The organism is Isoptericola sp. Y581, from assembly GCF_059445475.1.
Window position 1 is genome coordinate 57283 of the sequence record NZ_JCAIUK010000007.1, and the last position, 15998, is coordinate 73280.

Here is a 15998-nt window from a genome sequence, read left to right on the forward strand (position 1 = left end):
CACCGCAAGGTGATTGGTTCGGCCCGGGGCTACCGGCCGCGCGGGAGCGGCGAGGACACGATCAACCAGGACGTGTCAGGCCGGAACCGGACAGCCTCGCCGCGGTTCGGACTAGGCGCCGAACCGCGTCGCTGCCGACAGCGACCCGATCAGGCCGGCGAGGGCGCCGGGTGCGAGGGAGTAGTAGGCCCAGCGGCCGCGCTGCTCGCGCTCGAGCAGGCCCGCCTCGACGAGGATCTTGAGGTGGTGGCTGACTGTCGGCTGGGACAGGCCGACGGGCTCGGTGAGGTCGCAGACGCAGGCCTCGGTGCCGGGCTGGGTGGCGACGATCGCCAGCAGCTGGACGCGGGTCGGGTCGGCGAGGGCCTTGAACGACCGGGCCAGCTCCCGCGCGACCTCGGGCTCGACCGCCTGGGTGAGCGCGGGCGCGCAGCAGCCGCCGTCCGCGACGGGGGCGGCGAGAGGCAGGGGCGCGGTCGTGGTCATGGCCTCATCCTCGCATATATTGACAACTGTCGATGGGTGCCCCAGTATCGGCGTATCGATGATTCTCGATGTGAGGAGTGGTGATGAGCGAGGTTGCTCGGGACGAGATGCCGGTGGTCGTGATCGGCGCGGGCCCGGTGGGTCTGGCGGCAGCGGCGCACCTGCTGGAGCGTGGGCTGGAACCGCTGGTGCTGGAGGCCGGGACGGACGCCGGTGCGGCGATCGCGTCGTGGGGGCACGTGCGCCTCTTCTCGCCGTGGCGGTACGACGTCGATGCGGCGGCGCGGCGCCTGCTCGAGCCCACGGGCTGGACCGAGCCTGACCTGGACGCGTTGCCGACCGGCCACGAGCTCGTGCGCGACTACCTCGCACCGCTGGCCGCGACCGGGGAGATCTCGTCGCGGCTGCGTACGGGGACGCGCGTCCTCGCCGTGGCGCGAGACGGGGCGGACAAGACGCGCTCGCTCGGCCGTGAGCGGCGCGGCTTCCGGGTCCGCACCCTCGACGACGAAGGCCGGGTCGCCGACATCCTCGCCCGCGCCGTGATCGACGCCTCCGGGACGTACGACACCTCCAACCCGCTCGGGGTCTCCGGCCTACCGGCCGCGGGCGAGGCCGAGGCGGCGCCGTTCGTGACCGGCCCGCTGCCGGACGTGCTGGGCGCCGCCCGCGACCGGTTCGCCGGGAAGCACACGCTGGTGGTGGGCATGGGGCACTCCGCGGCGAACACCCTGCTGAGCCTGGTCGCGCTCGCGGAGACCACGCCGGGTACGACCGTCACCTGGGCGATCCGCGGCGGGTCCGCACGGCGGCTGTTCGGCGGCGGCACCGACGACGAGCTGCCCGCCCGCGGGCTGCTGGGCACGCGCCTCAAGGAGGCCGTCGATGCCGGGCGGCTGCGCCTGCTGACCCGGGTGTCGATCGAGCAGCTGGTGCCGGGTGAGGGCTCGGTGCAGGTGCTCGGCACGGCCAAGGACGAGCCGCTGACGCTGGACGTGCACGCGATCGTGAACGCCACCGGCTTCCGCCCCGACCTGGGCATGCTGCGGGAGGTGCGGCTCGACCTCGACCCCGTGGTCGAGGCGCCGAGCGCGCTGGCGCCGCTGATCGACCCGAACCAGCACTCCTGCGGCACCGTGCCGCCGCACGGCGAGGCCGTGCTCGCCCACCCGGACGACGGCTTCTACCTGGCGGGCATGAAGTCCTACGGTCGGGCGCCGACGTTCCTGCTCGCGACCGGCTATGAGCAGGTGCGGTCTGTCGCCGCTGCGCTGGCGGGAGACAGGGTGGGTGCCGACGCGGTCGAGCTCAACCTGCCGGCCACCGGGGTGTGCTCCAGCGACCTCGCCCTGGAGGCGGACGGCGAGGCCGCGGCCGGGTCGTGCTGCGGGAGCGCCCCCGCGGAACCGCAGCTCGTCACCCTCGGGGTCGGCGCCCCCGCCGGGATCGGGTTCGCCTCCGGCGTCGTGCACGGACGCTCGGGCGACGGCGACGAGGGCTGAGCCGGTTCGTCGGTCGAGCCTGTCGAGACCCGAACCGGGTTTCGACAGGCTCAACCAGCAGGTTCGGTTACGACAAGCTCAACCTGCGGTGACGGGATCGACGCCGAGGGACGCGAGCAGCTCGCGCACGCGCCGCTCGATGTCGTCGCGGATGGGGCGCACGGCGTCGAGTCCCTGGCCGGCGGGGTCGTCGAGCTGCCAGTCCTCGTAGCGCTTGCCGGGGAAGATCGGGCAGGCGTCGCCGCAGCCCATGGTGATGACGACGTCCGAGGCCTGCACGGCGTCCGTGGTGAGGACCTTGGGCTGCTCGGCGGTGATGTCGATGCCTGCCTCGGCCATCGCCTCGACGGCGACGGGGTTGATGCGGTCGGCGGGCATCGAGCCGGCGGACCGGACCTCGACGGCGCCGCCGGACAGCGCGTGCAGGAAGCCCGCGGCCATCTGGGAGCGGCCGGCGTTGTGGACGCAGACGAACAGCGCGGACGGCGCGGTGGTGTCGGTCATGAGAACCTCCGTCGTCAGGGCGTGGGCAGGTCGAGGTCGGGCAGCAGGCCGGTGAGCAGGGCGCGTACTCGGGTGTCGAGCTCGGCGCGGATGGCGGCGACCCCGGCGGGCGAGGCGAGGGCGGGGTCACCGACGAGCCAGTCCTCGTACCGCTTGCCGGGCAGGATCGGGCACACGTCGCCGCAGCCCATGGTGATCACGACGTCGGCGGCGCGGACGGCGTCGTCCGTCAGCGGCTTGGGGAACGGCTCGACGGCTCCGAGTGCGACCAGCTCGGGGCGCACGGCGGGGTGGACGTCGCCGGCCGGGGTGGACCCGGCGGAGCGGACCGTCACCCGGTCGCCGGCGTAGTGGCGCACGAGCGCGGCGGCGAGCTGGGAGCGGCCCGCGTTGGCGACGCACACGAACAGCACCTGGGGTGCGGTCACGGGACCGGTGCCGGCACTCCGGGTCGCCTCGCGGGCCAGGTCGGCGAGGCGCTGGCGGGCGAACTGTTCGGCGAGGGTGAGCCGGTGGGCGGAGCCCTTGGCCGAGCGGGCCAGGGCGGTGTACGACTCGCGCACGGTGCGCAGCACCGTGTCGGGAGCCAGGTCCGGGTGCGTGGCGGCGAGGTCGGCGGCGAGGTGGTCGAGCGCGGCGTCGGCGTCCTCGAGCCCGGACAGCTGCGGGTGCTCGCCCAGGGCATTCAGGGATGCCGGGGCGAACGACTCGAGCAGGGTGCTGATCGCAGCCTTGAAGCCGGGGGTGATGCGGTACCAGACCCAGGTGCCGCGCCGCTCGGAGGCGAGCACGCCGACATCGCGCAGCACCTTGAGGTGATGGGAGACGGTCGGCTGGGAGACGTCGGTCAGCTCGGCCAGGTCGCACACGCACGCCTCACCGGCCGGGGCGGTGGCGATGAACGACAGCATGCGTAGCCGCAGCGGCTCGGCCAGTGCCTTGAGCGTGGTCGCGACCATGCTCGCAGCCTCGGTGCCGATCGCGTGCGCCTCGATCCTCGGCCCGCAGTCGGGGTCGCGCACCGTCAGTGGCAGGGCCGCGCCGGTCGTCTCGGTGGTGGTCATGACCTCACCTCGTCCAGCTCGCGCGGGACGCCGCCGGCCGAGCCGGTGGCGTAGGGGTCGACGGCGAACCAGCGCCGTGCGACCCACAGGGACACGTAGACCAGGCCCACCAGCACGGGGACCTCGATGAGCGGCCCGACCACGCCGGCAAGCGCCTGCCCGGACGTGGCGCCGAAGGTGCCGATGGCTACGGCAATGGCGAGCTCGAAGTTGTTGCCCGCCGCGGTGAAGGCCAGCGTCGTCGAGCGGGCGTACCCCAGGCGCAACGCCCGCCCCGCGACCATCCCGAGGCCCCACATGACGGCGAAGTAGACCAGCAGCGGCAGCGCGATGCGGGCGACGTCGAGCGGGTTCGAGGTCACGGCCTCGCCCTGCAGGGCGAAGAGCAGCACGATCGTGAACAGCAGCCCGTACAGCGCCCACGGCCCGATCCGGGGGACGAACTTCTCCTCGTACCAGTCGCGGCCCCTGGCGCGCTCCCCGACCCAGCGGGAGGCGAAGCCCGCGACGAGCGGGATGCCGAGGAAGACGAGCACGTTGAGCGCGATCTGCCCGATCGAGATGTCCAGGCCCTGGGTGTCGAGGCCGAGCCAGCCGGGCAGCACGGTCAGGTAGAAGTAGCCCAGCAGCGAGAAGGCGACGACCTGGAACACGGAGTTGATCGCCACCAGGACGGTGGCGGCCTCCCGGTCCCCGCACGCCAGGTCGTTCCAGATCACGACCATCGCGATGCAGCGCGCCAGGCCGACGATGATCAGGCCGGTGCGGTACTCGGGCAGGTCCGGCAGGAACGTCCAGGCCAGGGCGAACATCAGGGCCGGCCCGACGAACCAGTTCAGCAGCAGCGAGCTGACCAACAACTTCTTGTCCCCGGTGACGGCAGCAACCTTGTCGTAGCGGACCTTTGCCAGTACCGGGTACATCATCACCAGCAGGCCGAGCGCGATCGGCACCGAGATGCCGCCGACCTCCATCGACGCCAACACCTCCGACAGTGCGGGGACGAAGCGTCCCAGGACGAGTCCGGCGACCATCGCCAGCCCGATCCACACCGGCAGCCAGCGGTCGAGCGTGGACAGCCGCCGCGAGGTGGCCTGCGCGGTCGAGGACTCGCTCATCGGACCTCCTCCAGCGCCACGGGGAGACCGTCAGGGTTGGGCGCGGTGGGCGCGCCCTCGAGAGCGGCCGGGCTCTCGACGTCGATGAAGGCGCTGCGGTACGACTGTGCGTCGAGGGCGGTATAGCCGGGACCCGAACCGACGATGACGACCTCATGAACCTGCTGTATCGACATGCTTCTATATTGACACAGATCGATGCCGATCGGCGCCCTGCTTGATCCGCCGGACTTTGAGCGCCGCTGGGCGGCCGCGCCGAGGCGTGGGGAGATCGATCCAGTCATCGTCGGGTTGCCGGGCGCGGCCCCTGTACGATCCGGGTCGTCCGCGGGCGGTTGTGGCAATGGTGTTGACCTTGACCCAAGGTCAGGGTGAACGGTGATCGCATGAGCACCCAGAACCTGACAGATGAGGGCCGGAACTCCATGGGCCCGTCCCGTTCCGCGTGGACCGGCATGGTCCCGATCGACGACACGGCCCTGGCCGTCACGGACTCCGGCGGCCCCGGCATCCCCGTGGTCTACCTCAACGGCTCGTACGCCTCGCAGCGGCACTGGCGGCGGGTCGTCGCCGACCTCGGCCCCGGCTTCCGCCACATCACCTTCGACGAGCGGGCCCGAGGCCGGTCGAAGGGAGCGGCCGACTACTCGTTCGAGGCGTGCGTCCGCGACATCGACGCGGTGCTCGCGGCGCGGGGCGTGGAGCGGCCGCTGCTGGTGGGCTGGTCGTACGGGGCACTCCTGGGGGTGCACTGGGCCAGCCGGAACCCGGACCGCGCCGCGGGTGTGATCGGCGTCGACGGCCCGTACCCGGTCGGCTGGACCGACGAGGCCGGCCACGACGAGATCCGGAAGGTGTTCACGCGGATGAAGCCGATGATGCCGGTGGCCCGCCCGCTCGGCCTGGCCGCCCGGTTCTCCGCCGAGATGCACGCGGAGCTCGCCATCGAGTCCCACCTGCTCCACGCCGCGCTCGAGCCGCTCCTCGTGGGGCTGACCGTGCCGGTGCGCTACGTCGTCGCCTCCGGGGAGGCGGTGGGCAGCCGCGACGACCTGCAGGAGCAGATGCGCGCGACCCTCGACCCGCTGCTGGCCCGCAACGCGAACCTCGCCGTGAGCGCCAAGGTCGCGAGCAACCACGGCTCGATCCTGCGCAAGGACTCGCCGGCCGTCGCCGAGGCCGTCCGCGAGGTCGCCTCTCGGTTGACCGGCACGTCGACCGGCACGTCGACCGGCACGTCGACCGGCACAGTGAACACATGACCCACACCACCCGCGGGCTCACGATCGGCCTGGCCGCGGCCTTCGTCGGCGTCACGGTGAAGACCGTGCGGCACTACCACCGGCACGGGCTCGTCGACGAACCGGGCCGCGACGGCTCCGGTTACCGGCGATACGGGTCGGACGACCTGCTACGCCTGGTCCAGGTCCGGACACTGGCGACCGCCGGCGTGCCGCTGGCCGAGATCGCGCCCATGCTCGACGCCGACCCCGAGCGGTTCGCTGCCGCCCTCGACGACGTCGAGCAGCGCCTCTCCGACCGGATCGACGACCTGGTCGTGCGTCGCGACAACCTGCACCGGCTGGTCGACGATCGGGCACTGCTCCCCGACCGGGCGTGCGCGGTCCTCGACCGGCTGCCGGGGCTCGGCTTCGGCCCCGAGTACGTCGCCGCCCAGCGGGAAGCCCTGGTGCTCACCCGTGCCCTGATCCCCGAGGGCTTCGACGGCTTCCTCACCCAGCTCGAGCTCCGGCTCGACGACGCCCGGTTCGTCGAGCTGACCCGGCGCAGCATGGAGGCCGAGGCCTGGGCGCCGGACGACCCGAGGATCGAGGAGCTCGCGGCCGCGATGGCCGACCATTTCCTCGCCCACCCCGCTCTGCTGGGGGATCCGCGGGCCCAGCCGATGCAGGCGTGGTCCCGCGCCTCCGCCCGGTACCAGGTGATCAACAACCATCGCGAGCACCAGGCCCCGATCGCGGCCCGGCTGACCGCGCTCACGGAGGCACGGCTCCGCACCGCCGGCGTGCCCGTGCCGGAGCGCTGAGCGGGGCGCCCCGGCGTCAGGGCACGCGGTAGCCCGCCGCGCGGAACAGCTCGTACCACTCAGCGCGGGTGAGCGGGAGGTCCGAGCCCTGCGCCGCGCCCGCGACGCGCTCCGGCGTCGTCGTGCCGAGCACCACCTGCATGCCGGCCGGGTGGCGCGTGATCCAGGCAACGGCGATCGCGATCGCGGGCACGTCGTACTTCGCCGCGAGGCGGTCGATCACGGCGTTGAGCTCCGGGTAGTCCGCCGAGCCGAGGAACACCCCGGTGAAGAACCCGGCCTGGAACGGCGACCAGGCCTGCACGGTGATGTCGTGCAGGCGGCAGTAGTCGAGGATCCCGCCGCCGTCGAGGGTGAGCGACTGGTCCTCGCCGGCCATGTTGGCCGCCACGCCCTGCGCGACGATCGGCGCGTGCGTGATCGACAGCTGGAGCTGGTTCGCGACGAGCGGCTGGCGGACGGACTTCTTGAGCAGCTCGATCTGGCCCGGGGTGTGGTTGGAGACGCCGAACGCACGCACCTTGCCGGAGGCCTCCAGCTCGTCGAACGCGCGGGCCACCTCGTCCGGCTCCACGAGGGCGTCGGGGCGGTGCAGCAGCAGCACGTCGAGGCGGTCGGTGCCCAGGGCCTGCAGCGAGCCCTCGACCGAGGAGACCAGGTGCTCGTACGAGTAGTCGAAGTACGGCCCCTCGCGCACGATGCCGGCCTTGGACTGGATGGTGAGCTGGTCGCGCTCGGCCGGCGTGAGCTGCATGGCCTCGGCGAACCGGCGCTCGCAGCCGTGCAGCTCGTCGCCGTAGACGTCGGCGTGGTCGATGAAGTCGATGCCGGCGTCGCGCGCGGTGCGCACGAGCTCGCGGACGGCGTCGTCGTCCAGCTGCGCGATGCGCATGAGGCCGAGCACGACGTTCGGGACCTGGCGGCCGGCGGGGCCCAGGGGGACGGTTCTCATGGTTCTCCTCGATGTGGGCGCGGCGGTCGGTGGTGCGAGGGCGCGGCTCCCGGATGCCCGAGGTTCCACGCCCCCTTGCCGCGACGGTGCCCCCGACGATAGGAAGGCCTGGGTTGATGAGTCCAACAACTAGAAGTCATGCGTTCCAGCAGTGGGAGTGATCAATGGAGCTTCGCCAGATGGAGTACCTCGTCGCGGTCGCGGAGGAGGGCCACTTCACCCGGGCCGCCGCGCTGTGCGGGGTCACGCAGTCCGGGCTCTCGGCGGCGATCCGGAACCTCGAGCGTGAGCTCGGCGCGCCCCTGTTCCTCCGCACCACCCGTCAGGTCGGCCTCACGGACGCGGGCCGCGCCCTGCTGCCCTTCGCGCGGCGGATGCTCACGCAGGCCGCGGCGGGCCGCGACGCGGTGGTCCGCGCCAGCCACCAGCTCTCGGGACGGCTCCGGCTCGGCGCCGAGCAGTGCCTCGGGGTGGTCGACGTCGCGCCGCTGCTCGAGCGGTTCCGGCTGCGCTACCCGCTCGTGGACGTGCAGTTCACCCAGGCCGGGTCGCGCGAGCTCACCGCGCAGGTGCGGGGCGGCGAGCTCGACGTCGCGTTCGTGGCCACCACCGAGCGCCTCGGCCCGCTGCGGTGCCTCGAGCTCGGCCGCCGGCCGGTCGTCGTGCTGACGCACCCGACGGACCCGCTCGCCGCGGCGTCCGTGGTGGCCTGGCGGGAGCTCGCCGACCGCGACTTCGTCGACTTCCGGGAGCCGTGGGCCGTGCGGCAGCTCGTCGACGCCGCGTTCGCCGAGCGCCGCCTCGAGCGCCGGGTGGGGATGAGCGTGGACGACGTCCACACGCTGCTCGACTTCGTGCAGCGAGGCCTGGGCATCGCCATCGTGCCGCAGCACGTCGCGGCGAAGCCGCAGGCCGCGGGCCTGGCCGTGCTGGAGCTTCCCGTGGACGAGACGCCGGAGTGGGTGGTCGGTGCCGTCTCGTCGGCGACGGCGGAACCGACCGCGGCCCGGTTGCTCGAGCTCGTCGCCGAGGCGAACCTCGAGGTCGCCCACCAGGCGTGACGCGGAGGTCGTCCGAGCACCCCACCACCGAACATCACCCCACCCACGACATGGAGGAGCATCGTGCGCGTCGCCGTCCTGGACGACTATCAGCAGGTCGCCCACCGGTTCGCCGACTGGGCGAGCCTGGGGGCCGAGGTCGACTTCCTCGACCGACCCCTGCCCGACGACGACGCGGTGGTCGCGGCGCTCGCGGGCTACGCCGTCGTGGTCGCGATGCGGGAGCGGACGCCGTTCACCGCCGACCGGCTCGCGCGCCTGCCCGACCTGCGGCTGCTCGTCACGACCGGGCGCGCGAACGCCTCGATCGACCTGGCGGCCGCCCGCGAGCGCGGCGTCGTCGTGTGCGGCACCGACTCGCCCTCGAACGCCACGCCCGAGCTCGCGTGGGCGCTGATCCTCGCCCTGCTGCGGCACGTGCCGGCCGAGGACCGGGCCGTCCGCGACGGCGGCTGGCAGCACACGGTGGGCGCCGACCTGGCGGGTCGCCGGCTGGGCGTCGTCGGGCTCGGCCGCCTCGGGTCGAAGGTCGCGCGGATCGGCCTCGCGTTCGACATGGACGTGGTCGCGTGGAGCACGCACCTCGACGCCGCCCGCGCGGCCGAGGCCGGCGTGCGCGCGGTGCCGAAGGACGAGCTCTTCGCGACGTCGGACGTCGTGACCGTGCACTACAAGCTGAGCCCGCGCAGCGTCGGCATCGTCGGGTGGGGCGACCTCGCCCGGATGAAGCCGGCCGCCTACCTCGTCAACACCTCGCGCGGGCCGCTCGTGGACACGGACGCCCTGCTCGCCGCCCTGCACGACGGCCGGATCGCCGGCGCCGGCCTCGACGTGTACGACGTCGAGCCGCTGCCCGCCGACCATCCGCTGCGGTCCGCGCCGCGTACGGTGCTGACCCCGCACCTCGGCTACGTCACCGAGGCCACCTACGAGACGTTCTACGCCCAGGCCGTCGAGGACGTCGCCGCCTGGGCGGCGGGGGCGCCGCTGCGGGTGCTGACGTAGCGAAGGTCAGACCGTGCTGAGGCCGGCCGAGTAGTCCGAGTACGGCGGGACGTTGGAGAACACGCTGAGGAACCCGCCCACCATGAACAGCATGATGAACAGGAAGTACAGCACCGCGATCGACGTGAAGATGATGGACAGCCACAGGCCCCACTTGCCCAGGGGGTTGTCGACGCCGGCCCGCTTCGACTCCGACAGCGCCATCGCGGACACGACGATCCCGGCGGGCGCGATCACGAAGGCCAGGACGAAGCCCACGATGCCCATCGTCCGGCCGGGGGGCTCGGGCGCGTACCCGGGGTAGGGATAGCCGGGCGGTGGCGGGGGCTGCCCCTGCTGCGGATAGCCCTGCTGCGGGTAACCCTGCTGCGGCGGGCCGGGCTGGGTGTATCCCGGCTGGGCGTATCCGGGCTGGGGCTGCTTCGGCTGCTGGCCCGGCTGCTGATACGGCTCGCCGGGCTGGTACGGATCGGTCACCAGGCCAGTGTCGCGGAGCCGGGGCCGCAGCGCCACCATCGCCCCGCCACTCGCCGGTTGAGTTTGCCGAAACCTGGTTCGTGGTCTCGACCCTTCGACGGGCTCAGGACGGCGTTGGCCCGACCGACCTACGCATGCTCGACCGACGAACGACGGCTCGACCGGCGACCGCGCCGGCGTAGCGCGCGGACAGCGCCCGCAGGTGCTCCACGAGGGCTGGCGGCTCGGCGACGTGGAAGTCGAGCCCCAGCATGCCGATCCAGACCGCGACGACCTCGACGCTGTCGCCGCCGGTCACGAGCACGCTGCGCCCGTCCGGCAGCGCCTCGACCGTGCCGACGGCGGGGTTGATGCGCGCCAGCACGTCCGCAGCCGACGCGTCCACCGTGATGCGGGCGTGCACCGCCCAGCCCGTGCGCGCGACCTCCTGCACCACGAACTCCGAGTAGTCGCCCGGGAACTCGGCCGGGCTGAAGCGGCGCCCGCCGGGCGTGCGTAGCCGGAGCCAGTCGACGCGGTACGGGGCCCAGGTGCCGGTGGCGGCGTCGCCCCCGACCGTCCGGGCCACCAGGAACCAGCGGCGCTGCCAGGACACCAGGTGGTAGGGCTCGAGCTCCACGGGCTCGTCGCGGTAGAGGCAGCGAAGGCCCCGGTGGTCGCGGATCGCGTCGGCGACGCCGGCCAGGGTGGCCGAGTCGACCGCCGGGTCCTCGACGTTGGACCCGGTGTTCTCCGGACCGGTGGTGCTCGCGTCGCGGATGGCGGACAGCCGCCGGCGCAGCCGATCGGGCATCACCTGCTCGAGCTTGGTCAGCGCCGACTGCCCGGACTCCTCGAACCCCGCCGTCGCCGTCGCGGCGCGCAGGGCGACCGCTACCGCGACCGCCTCGGCGTCGTCGAGCAGCAGCGGGGGCAGCCGCGCGCCGGCGCCGAGCCGGTAGCGCCCGCCCGGGCCGCGCACGGCGTCGACCGGGTAGCCCAGCTCGCGCAGCCGCGCGACGTCGTTGCGCACCGTGCGGCCGGTGACGTCGAGGCGGCTCGCGAGCTCCGCGCCCGACCAGTCCGGCCGGGACTGGAGCAGCCCGAGGAGGGTGAGCATCCGCGCCGACGTGGAGCCCATCGATGTCCTCCCGAAACTCGTCCGAAGAGGTCAAGAATAGCGGAAAGAACCGTTCCTGAACCGCTCGTAGTGTCGGACATATCAGCGAGGCAGCCGCCCCGCAACGGACCCGGGAGAGACGCCATGAACACCACGACCGGCCTCGAGCTCAGCACCTTCACCGTCCACGTTCCCCAGGCCGACCTGGACGACCTGGCCCGGCGCCTCGAGCACACCCGCTTCGCCCCCGCCGCCCCCGGCGACTCGTGGGAGTACGGCACGCCGGAGTCCTACCTGCGCGACATGGTCGAGCGCTGGAAGGGCTTCGACTGGCGCGCGATCGAGGCCCGGCTGAACGACTCCCCGGCCTTCACCACCGAGATCGACGGGCAGCCCCTGCACTTCCTGCACGTGCGCTCCCCGCACGCCGACGCGACGCCGCTGCTGCTGGCGCACACCTACCCGGGCTCCGTGCTCGACTTCCTCGACATGATCGACCCGCTCGTCGACCCCGTCGCCCACGGCGGTCGCGCCGAGGACGCGTTCCACCTGGTCATCCCCTCGATGCCCGGCTTCGGCTCCTCGACGCCGTTGGTCGGCGCGGACTGGACCATGGCCCGGGTGGCCCGCACCTACGACGCCCTGATGCGCGGCCTCGGTTACGACTCCTACGGCATCCACGGCAGCGACGGCGGCGCGATGATCTCCCGCGAGCTGGCGATCCTCGACCCGGAGGGCTTCCTCGGGGCGCACGTGCTGCACCTCTTCTCCTTCCCGACCGGCGCGCCGGGGGAGATGGACGACTTCGGCCCGAAGGAGTACGCGGCGCTGGGGCACGCGCAGTGGTTCCAGTCGGTGGGCGGGTACAACGCCATGAACGCGTCGCGGCCGCAGACCGTCGCGGCGGGCCTGGCGGACTCGCCGGTCGCCACGCTGGCCTACTCCGAGCTGTTCGAGAATTTCGGCAACGGCACCTCGCTGGTGACGCCGGAGCAGGTGCTGGCGCAGGCCACGCTGTACTGGCTCACCAACACCTACGCCACGGCAGCGCGGTACCACTACGCGGAGCAGCGCTCCGGGGCGGAGCCCGTCGTGAGCACCGGCCGCCTCGGCGTCGCCGTCTTCAAGGACGACTTCCAGACGATCCGCAGCCTCGCCGAGCGCGACAACGCGCGCATCGAGCACTGGTCGGAGTTCCCGCGCGGCGGCCACTTCGCGGCGATGGAGGTGCCGGACGACGTCGTCGCCGACCTGCGGGTCTTCTTCGGCTGAGCCGCGCGCGCGGCGTCAGCGCGAGGTCGAGCGCAGGTGCTCGTCCAGGGTCCGGAAGACGACGTCCGACCCTCCGTCCCAGTGTGGCACGGGGTCCGCCTGGCCCGGCGTCGGAGCGTAGAGCCACCACAGGTTCCCCCAGGGGTCCGCCATCCGGGCGAGGGTGAGCTCGCCGTAGAACGGACTGGGTGGCGTGACCACCCGAGCTCCCCGCTCCCCGGCCGGGTTGAGCACGACGTCGAGGTCGGAGACCCAGAGCTGAAAGAAGCCGGCCGGACGGGCCAGCCCTCCTGGACGTCGGCCAGGAGCAGCAGCGAGTCCCCGACCCGGACCTCGGCATGGATGAGCGACCCCGCGGGGGTGGCGGCCCGGGCTCCGATGTTCTCCTGGGCACCGAAGACGTCCTCGCAGAACGCGATGAGGTCGGCAGCGCCGTCGACGATGACGAAGGGGTTGAGGGAGCGGCCTCGGCCGGTGATGTCGGGACCCGCGAGCACCGGAGTCGTATCGGTCATGGTCGCGAGGCTAGGCGGCGCCGCCCACAGGGCACGGCTGGTCGTCGTCCGGCACCCGGCCCCGTCGAGGCCGGCGCGGGCGTGATGGAATCGACGGGTGCTCACCCGACCCCGCACCCGCTTCGACCTGGTCCCCCGCCGCGTGCGCGTGCACGCCGTCCGTGAGCTGAGCGGCTCGCTGCGCCGCACCACGTTCCGCGACGTCGAGGGCGCCGACCCCGCCGCGCCGACGTCGCTCGCGGCGCTGCAGGCGCCCGGCCCGGAGGACCACGCCAAGGTCTTCCTGCCCGACCCCGCCACGGGCGAGCTACACGCCCCGACCCTGGCGGCCGACGGCGGGCTGCAGCGGCCCACGGGCGGCGTCTCGATCTCGCGCGACTACACGGTGCGCGCCACGCGGACGGCCGACGGCACCGACGGAGTCGCCGAGGCCGACGTCGACTGGGTGCTGCACGGCGACGACGGGCCGGCGTCCGTGTGGGCGGCGCGGGCCGCCGAGGGCGACGAGCTGGTGCTCGCCGGGCCGCGCGGCAGCGTCGGCGTGCCGGAGGGGGTCGGGCGGCTCACCCTCGTCGGTGATGAGACCGGCCTGCCCGCCCTGGCACGTTGGGTCGCGGCCGTCGGGCCGGACGTGCCCGTGACGGCGATCGTCGAGATCGGCGACGACGTCGACGACGCGCACGTCGAGGACGAGCTGGGCCGCGCCACCGTCGAGATCCTTTACCGCACCGACGGCCCGGGACAGGTGGAGGAGGCCGTGCGCTCGCTCGGCGGACTGGAGGACGACGAGCTCGTCGTCGGGCTCGGCGAGGCCGGCGACCTCGTGCCCGTGCGCCGCTACCTGCGGCGGGAGCTGGGCCTGCCGGCGGAGCAGGTCTCGATCTCGGGCTACTGGCGCCGCGGCGTCACCAACCTCGACCACCACCTGCCGCTGGACCCGAGCGACCCGGACTGAGCCCGCGATCGGTGTGGTCAGGTCGCGGCGTTCTCCGTCTCGCCGCGCAGGGCGTCGATCTGCTCCTGCAGGTTGCCGAGCAGCCGCGACACGTCCCCGGCGCCGGCGTCGGCGGCCTCGCCGGTCACGTGCTTGACCTCGGCGGAAGCCGCCTCGAGCGCCACCTGGGCGTCCTCCAGGGCGACGACCGCGCCGTCCTTCGAGTCCTTGGCCTTCTGGAGCGCCGCGCGGGCCTCATCGGTGGCGGCGGTCGCGGAGGCGACGGCGTCCGTGACGTCTCCGCTCAGTGCGGCGGGGAGCCCGGACACCTGCTCCTCCAGTCGCTGCAGGTCGTCCTCGATGGCTTCGGCCTGGCTCTGCGCGTCGGCGATGAACCGTTCGACGTCGGCGGGGGCGGAACAGGCGCCGAGCATCAGGGCGAGTGCGAGCAGGCTCGCTGCGGCAAGACGGGTCGTCGTCTTACCCTTCGTCGATGTCGTCGCTGACGTCATGGGCCGATTCTGCCCTGCGCGGTCACGCTCCCACAGGCCGTTCTCCACAGATGCTGTGGAGATCTTGCACACAGTGGGGGTCGCCGGCGCGTGTCCGGGCCGGTCACGGGGAGGGCCGGCCCGCCTCGTCATACTCCGTCCGTGCACGATCGACGGTCGGCAGGTTTTCCCCCGCCCAGTCGGCGAGCCCGGCGAAGAGGGGGGCGAGGCTGCGCCCGAGGTCGCTGATCTCGTACTCCACGCGCGGGGGAACCTCCGCGTAGTAGGTGCGCACGACGAGCCCGTCGCGCTCCAGCTGCCGCAGCCGCTGGGTGAGGACCTTGGGCGTGATCCGGTCGATCCGGCGCTCCAGCTCGACGAACCGGTGCCGGCCGTAGGTATGGAGGGACCACAGGATCGGCGTGGTCCACCGGCTGAAGACGATGTCCACGACTGGCGAGATCGGGCATGCCTGCCCGGGGTCGGTGCCCGCGGGCGCCGCGCGCCCGCCCGTCGCCGAGCCCGCCGATACTTTCCTGTAGGTACCTACTATCTCCACGTTGTTAGCGTCCCACGAGTCGCCCGATCACGGGCCTTCGACCGACCAGCACAGGGAGATCACCATGATCGTCGTGACAGGAGCGACCGGGAACGTCGGCGCGGAGCTCGTGCGGCTGCTCGCCCCGGGGGACGAGGAGGTCGTCGCGACCTCGCGCGGGATCTCGCCCAACCTCGTCCCGCTCGGCGTCGCGCACCGTCGGGCCGACCTCACGGACGCGGGGAGCCTGCGGCCCGTGCTCGACGGCGCCCGCGCGCTCTTCCTGCAGGACGGCGGGCCCAGCGCCTCCGCGGTGGACCCGCAGCAGGTGCTCGACGCGGCCAAGGCCGGCGGCGTGACCCAGGTCGTGCTGCTGTCGTCCCAGGGGGTCCGCACGCGGCCGGGCTCGGCGTCCCACGGCGGCACCGGCCGGGCCTTCGAGGACGCGGTCCGCGGCTCGGGCATGGACTGGACCGTCCTGCGGCCCGGTGGCTTCGACTCGAACGCCTTCGCCTGGGCGGAGCCGGTGCGCCGCTCCCGCACGGTCGCCGCCCCGTTCGCGGACGTCGGGCTGCCGACCGTCGACCCGGCGGACATCGCGGAGGTCGCCGCGGCCGCGCTGCGCGAGCCCGGCCACGCCGGCCGGGAGTACGAGCTGACCGGCCCGGAGACGACGACGCCGCGGCAGCGTGCCGAGGCGATCGGTGCGGCGCTCGGGGAGCCCGTGGCGTTCGTCGAGCAGGCCCGCGAGGAAGCCCGGGAGCAGCTGCTCGCGTTCATGCCCGCGCCGGTCGTCGAGACCACCCTGGCGATCCTCGGCGAGCCGACGCCCGACGAGCAGCAGGTGAGCCCGGACGTGGCGCGGGTGCTCGGCCGCCCGGCCCGATCGTTCGCCGAGTGGGCCCGGCAGCACGTGACCGCGTTCCGGTAGGC

At 73.3% G+C, this 15998-nt stretch carries 19 protein-coding genes; 8 read left to right on the forward strand and 11 right to left on the reverse strand.

All coding sequences use genetic code 11. The features are described 5' to 3' along the window. Nucleotides 1–111: 111 nt before the first annotated feature. Nucleotides 112–486 (reverse strand): ArsR/SmtB family transcription factor, encoded by a 375-nt coding sequence (locus AC1C2W_RS14095; protein WP_495413432.1) that lies wholly within the window; start codon nt 484–486, stop codon nt 112–114. An 83-nt stretch (nt 487–569) separates the two neighbouring features. On the opposite strand from AC1C2W_RS14095, the gene AC1C2W_RS14100 reads away from it, so the two are divergent. Continuing rightward, complete coding sequence (locus AC1C2W_RS14100; protein WP_495389888.1) at nt 570–1988, forward strand: FAD-dependent oxidoreductase; 1419 nt, start codon at nt 570–572, stop codon at nt 1986–1988. Between the two features lie 78 nt (nt 1989–2066). Here the strand turns inward: AC1C2W_RS14100 and AC1C2W_RS14105 are convergent, their stop codons facing one another. The 4 genes from AC1C2W_RS14105 to AC1C2W_RS14120 are packed head-to-tail and all read right to left on the reverse strand — an operon-like array spanning nt 2067 to nt 4850. Continuing rightward, nucleotides 2067–2492: an arsenate reductase ArsC gene (locus AC1C2W_RS14105; RefSeq protein WP_495389889.1), complete on the reverse strand. Its 426-nt coding sequence runs from the start codon at nt 2490–2492 to the stop codon at nt 2067–2069. 14 nt (nt 2493–2506) lie between these two features. Further along, a complete protein-coding gene (locus AC1C2W_RS14110) occupies nt 2507–3556 on the reverse strand; it encodes a metalloregulator ArsR/SmtB family transcription factor (RefSeq protein ID WP_495413433.1) in 1050 nt (349 codons plus the stop codon). Then, complete coding sequence (gene arsB, locus AC1C2W_RS14115; RefSeq protein WP_495413434.1) at nt 3553–4674, reverse strand: ACR3 family arsenite efflux transporter; 1122 nt, start codon at nt 4672–4674, stop codon at nt 3553–3555. Before arsB ends, AC1C2W_RS14110 begins: the two co-directional genes overlap by 4 nt. Beyond that, entirely contained in the window at nt 4671–4850 is a 180-nt protein-coding gene (locus tag AC1C2W_RS14120) for a hypothetical protein (RefSeq protein WP_495413435.1), read from the reverse strand. Before AC1C2W_RS14120 ends, arsB begins: the two co-directional genes overlap by 4 nt. Before the next feature lie 210 nt (nt 4851–5060). On the opposite strand from AC1C2W_RS14120, the gene AC1C2W_RS14125 reads away from it, so the two are divergent. Continuing rightward, nucleotides 5061–5936 carry an alpha/beta fold hydrolase gene (locus tag AC1C2W_RS14125; protein ID WP_495389893.1) on the forward strand — a complete coding sequence of 292 codons (876 nt, stop codon included), beginning with the start codon at nt 5061–5063 and terminating at the stop codon, nt 5934–5936. Further along, nucleotides 5933–6721 carry a MerR family transcriptional regulator gene (locus tag AC1C2W_RS14130; protein WP_495389894.1) on the forward strand — a complete coding sequence of 263 codons (789 nt, stop codon included), beginning with the start codon at nt 5933–5935 and terminating at the stop codon, nt 6719–6721. Before AC1C2W_RS14125 ends, AC1C2W_RS14130 begins: the two co-directional genes overlap by 4 nt. A gap of 16 nt (nt 6722–6737) precedes the next feature. Here AC1C2W_RS14130 and AC1C2W_RS14135 read toward each other — a convergent pair whose 3' ends face one another. Next, nucleotides 6738–7673 (reverse strand): aldo/keto reductase, encoded by a 936-nt coding sequence (locus tag AC1C2W_RS14135; protein ID WP_495389895.1) that lies wholly within the window; start codon nt 7671–7673, stop codon nt 6738–6740. A 164-nt stretch (nt 7674–7837) separates the two neighbouring features. On the opposite strand from AC1C2W_RS14135, the gene AC1C2W_RS14140 reads away from it, so the two are divergent. After that, entirely contained in the window at nt 7838–8734 is an 897-nt protein-coding gene (locus AC1C2W_RS14140) for a LysR family transcriptional regulator (RefSeq protein WP_495413436.1), read from the forward strand. Between the two features lie 63 nt (nt 8735–8797). Further along, nucleotides 8798–9739, forward strand: coding sequence for a D-2-hydroxyacid dehydrogenase family protein (locus AC1C2W_RS14145; protein ID WP_495389897.1), 942 nt, complete (start codon nt 8798–8800; stop codon nt 9737–9739). 6 nt (nt 9740–9745) lie between these two features. Here AC1C2W_RS14145 and AC1C2W_RS14150 read toward each other — a convergent pair whose 3' ends face one another. Together AC1C2W_RS14150 and AC1C2W_RS14155 are read right to left on the reverse strand one after the other, a co-directional pair. Beyond that, nucleotides 9746–10216, reverse strand: a complete 471-nt coding sequence (locus AC1C2W_RS14150; protein ID WP_495413437.1) for a hypothetical protein — start codon at nt 10214–10216, stop codon at nt 9746–9748. Nucleotides 10217–10319: 103 nt separating this feature from the next. After that, the gene (locus AC1C2W_RS14155) at nt 10320–11336 is read right to left on the reverse strand and encodes a helix-turn-helix transcriptional regulator (RefSeq protein WP_495413438.1); all 1017 of its coding nucleotides are present in this window, start codon (nt 11334–11336) and stop codon (nt 10320–10322) included. A 123-nt stretch (nt 11337–11459) separates the two neighbouring features. On the opposite strand from AC1C2W_RS14155, the gene AC1C2W_RS14160 reads away from it, so the two are divergent. Next, a complete protein-coding gene (locus AC1C2W_RS14160) occupies nt 11460–12587 on the forward strand; it encodes an epoxide hydrolase family protein (protein WP_495413439.1) in 1128 nt (375 codons plus the stop codon). Nucleotides 12588–12602: 15 nt separating this feature from the next. Here the strand turns inward: AC1C2W_RS14160 and AC1C2W_RS14165 are convergent, their stop codons facing one another. Beyond that, complete coding sequence (locus AC1C2W_RS14165) at nt 12603–12788, reverse strand: hypothetical protein (RefSeq protein WP_495389901.1); 186 nt, start codon at nt 12786–12788, stop codon at nt 12603–12605. A gap of 411 nt (nt 12789–13199) precedes the next feature. Here AC1C2W_RS14165 and AC1C2W_RS14170 point away from each other — a divergent pair, with 411 nt between their 5' ends. After that, nucleotides 13200–14057: a siderophore-interacting protein gene (locus AC1C2W_RS14170; RefSeq protein ID WP_495389902.1), complete on the forward strand. Its 858-nt coding sequence runs from the start codon at nt 13200–13202 to the stop codon at nt 14055–14057. Between the two features lie 17 nt (nt 14058–14074). Here the strand turns inward: AC1C2W_RS14170 and AC1C2W_RS14175 are convergent, their stop codons facing one another. Further along, entirely contained in the window at nt 14075–14548 is a 474-nt protein-coding gene (locus tag AC1C2W_RS14175; protein WP_495389903.1) for a hypothetical protein, read from the reverse strand. 103 nt (nt 14549–14651) lie between these two features. After that, nucleotides 14652–14978 (reverse strand): winged helix-turn-helix transcriptional regulator, encoded by a 327-nt coding sequence (locus AC1C2W_RS14180; RefSeq protein WP_495413440.1) that lies wholly within the window; start codon nt 14976–14978, stop codon nt 14652–14654. A gap of 172 nt (nt 14979–15150) precedes the next feature. Between AC1C2W_RS14180 and AC1C2W_RS14185 the strand changes: the two genes are divergently transcribed. Further along, nucleotides 15151–15996: an NAD(P)H-binding protein gene (locus AC1C2W_RS14185; RefSeq protein WP_495413441.1), complete on the forward strand. Its 846-nt coding sequence runs from the start codon at nt 15151–15153 to the stop codon at nt 15994–15996. Nucleotides 15997–15998 lie beyond the last annotated feature (2 nt).

What these genes read in the sequence shown, in the direction of transcription:
- AC1C2W_RS14130 (WP_495389894.1), top strand. Translation starts at nt 5,933, where the DNA reads ATGACCCACACCACCCGCGGGCTCACGATCGGCCTGGCCGCGGCCTTC.
- AC1C2W_RS14095 (WP_495413432.1), bottom strand. Translation starts at nt 486, where the DNA reads ATGACCACGACCGCGCCCCTGCCTCTCGCCGCCCCCGTCGCGGACGGC.
- AC1C2W_RS14100 (WP_495389888.1), top strand. Translation starts at nt 570, where the DNA reads ATGAGCGAGGTTGCTCGGGACGAGATGCCGGTGGTCGTGATCGGCGCG.
- AC1C2W_RS14160 (WP_495413439.1), top strand. Translation starts at nt 11,460, where the DNA reads ATGAACACCACGACCGGCCTCGAGCTCAGCACCTTCACCGTCCACGTT.
- AC1C2W_RS14125 (WP_495389893.1), top strand. Translation starts at nt 5,061, where the DNA reads ATGAGCACCCAGAACCTGACAGATGAGGGCCGGAACTCCATGGGCCCG.
- arsB (WP_495413434.1), bottom strand. Translation starts at nt 4,674, where the DNA reads ATGAGCGAGTCCTCGACCGCGCAGGCCACCTCGCGGCGGCTGTCCACG.
- AC1C2W_RS14185 (WP_495413441.1), top strand. Translation starts at nt 15,151, where the DNA reads ATGATCGTCGTGACAGGAGCGACCGGGAACGTCGGCGCGGAGCTCGTG.
- AC1C2W_RS14175 (WP_495389903.1), bottom strand. Translation starts at nt 14,548, where the DNA reads ATGACGTCAGCGACGACATCGACGAAGGGTAAGACGACGACCCGTCTT.
- AC1C2W_RS14105 (WP_495389889.1), bottom strand. Translation starts at nt 2,492, where the DNA reads ATGACCGACACCACCGCGCCGTCCGCGCTGTTCGTCTGCGTCCACAAC.
- AC1C2W_RS14135 (WP_495389895.1), bottom strand. Translation starts at nt 7,673, where the DNA reads ATGAGAACCGTCCCCCTGGGCCCCGCCGGCCGCCAGGTCCCGAACGTC.
- AC1C2W_RS14140 (WP_495413436.1), top strand. Translation starts at nt 7,838, where the DNA reads ATGGAGCTTCGCCAGATGGAGTACCTCGTCGCGGTCGCGGAGGAGGGC.
- AC1C2W_RS14155 (WP_495413438.1), bottom strand. Translation starts at nt 11,336, where the DNA reads ATGGGCTCCACGTCGGCGCGGATGCTCACCCTCCTCGGGCTGCTCCAG.
- AC1C2W_RS14120 (WP_495413435.1), bottom strand. Translation starts at nt 4,850, where the DNA reads ATGTCGATACAGCAGGTTCATGAGGTCGTCATCGTCGGTTCGGGTCCC.
- AC1C2W_RS14110 (WP_495413433.1), bottom strand. Translation starts at nt 3,556, where the DNA reads ATGACCACCACCGAGACGACCGGCGCGGCCCTGCCACTGACGGTGCGC.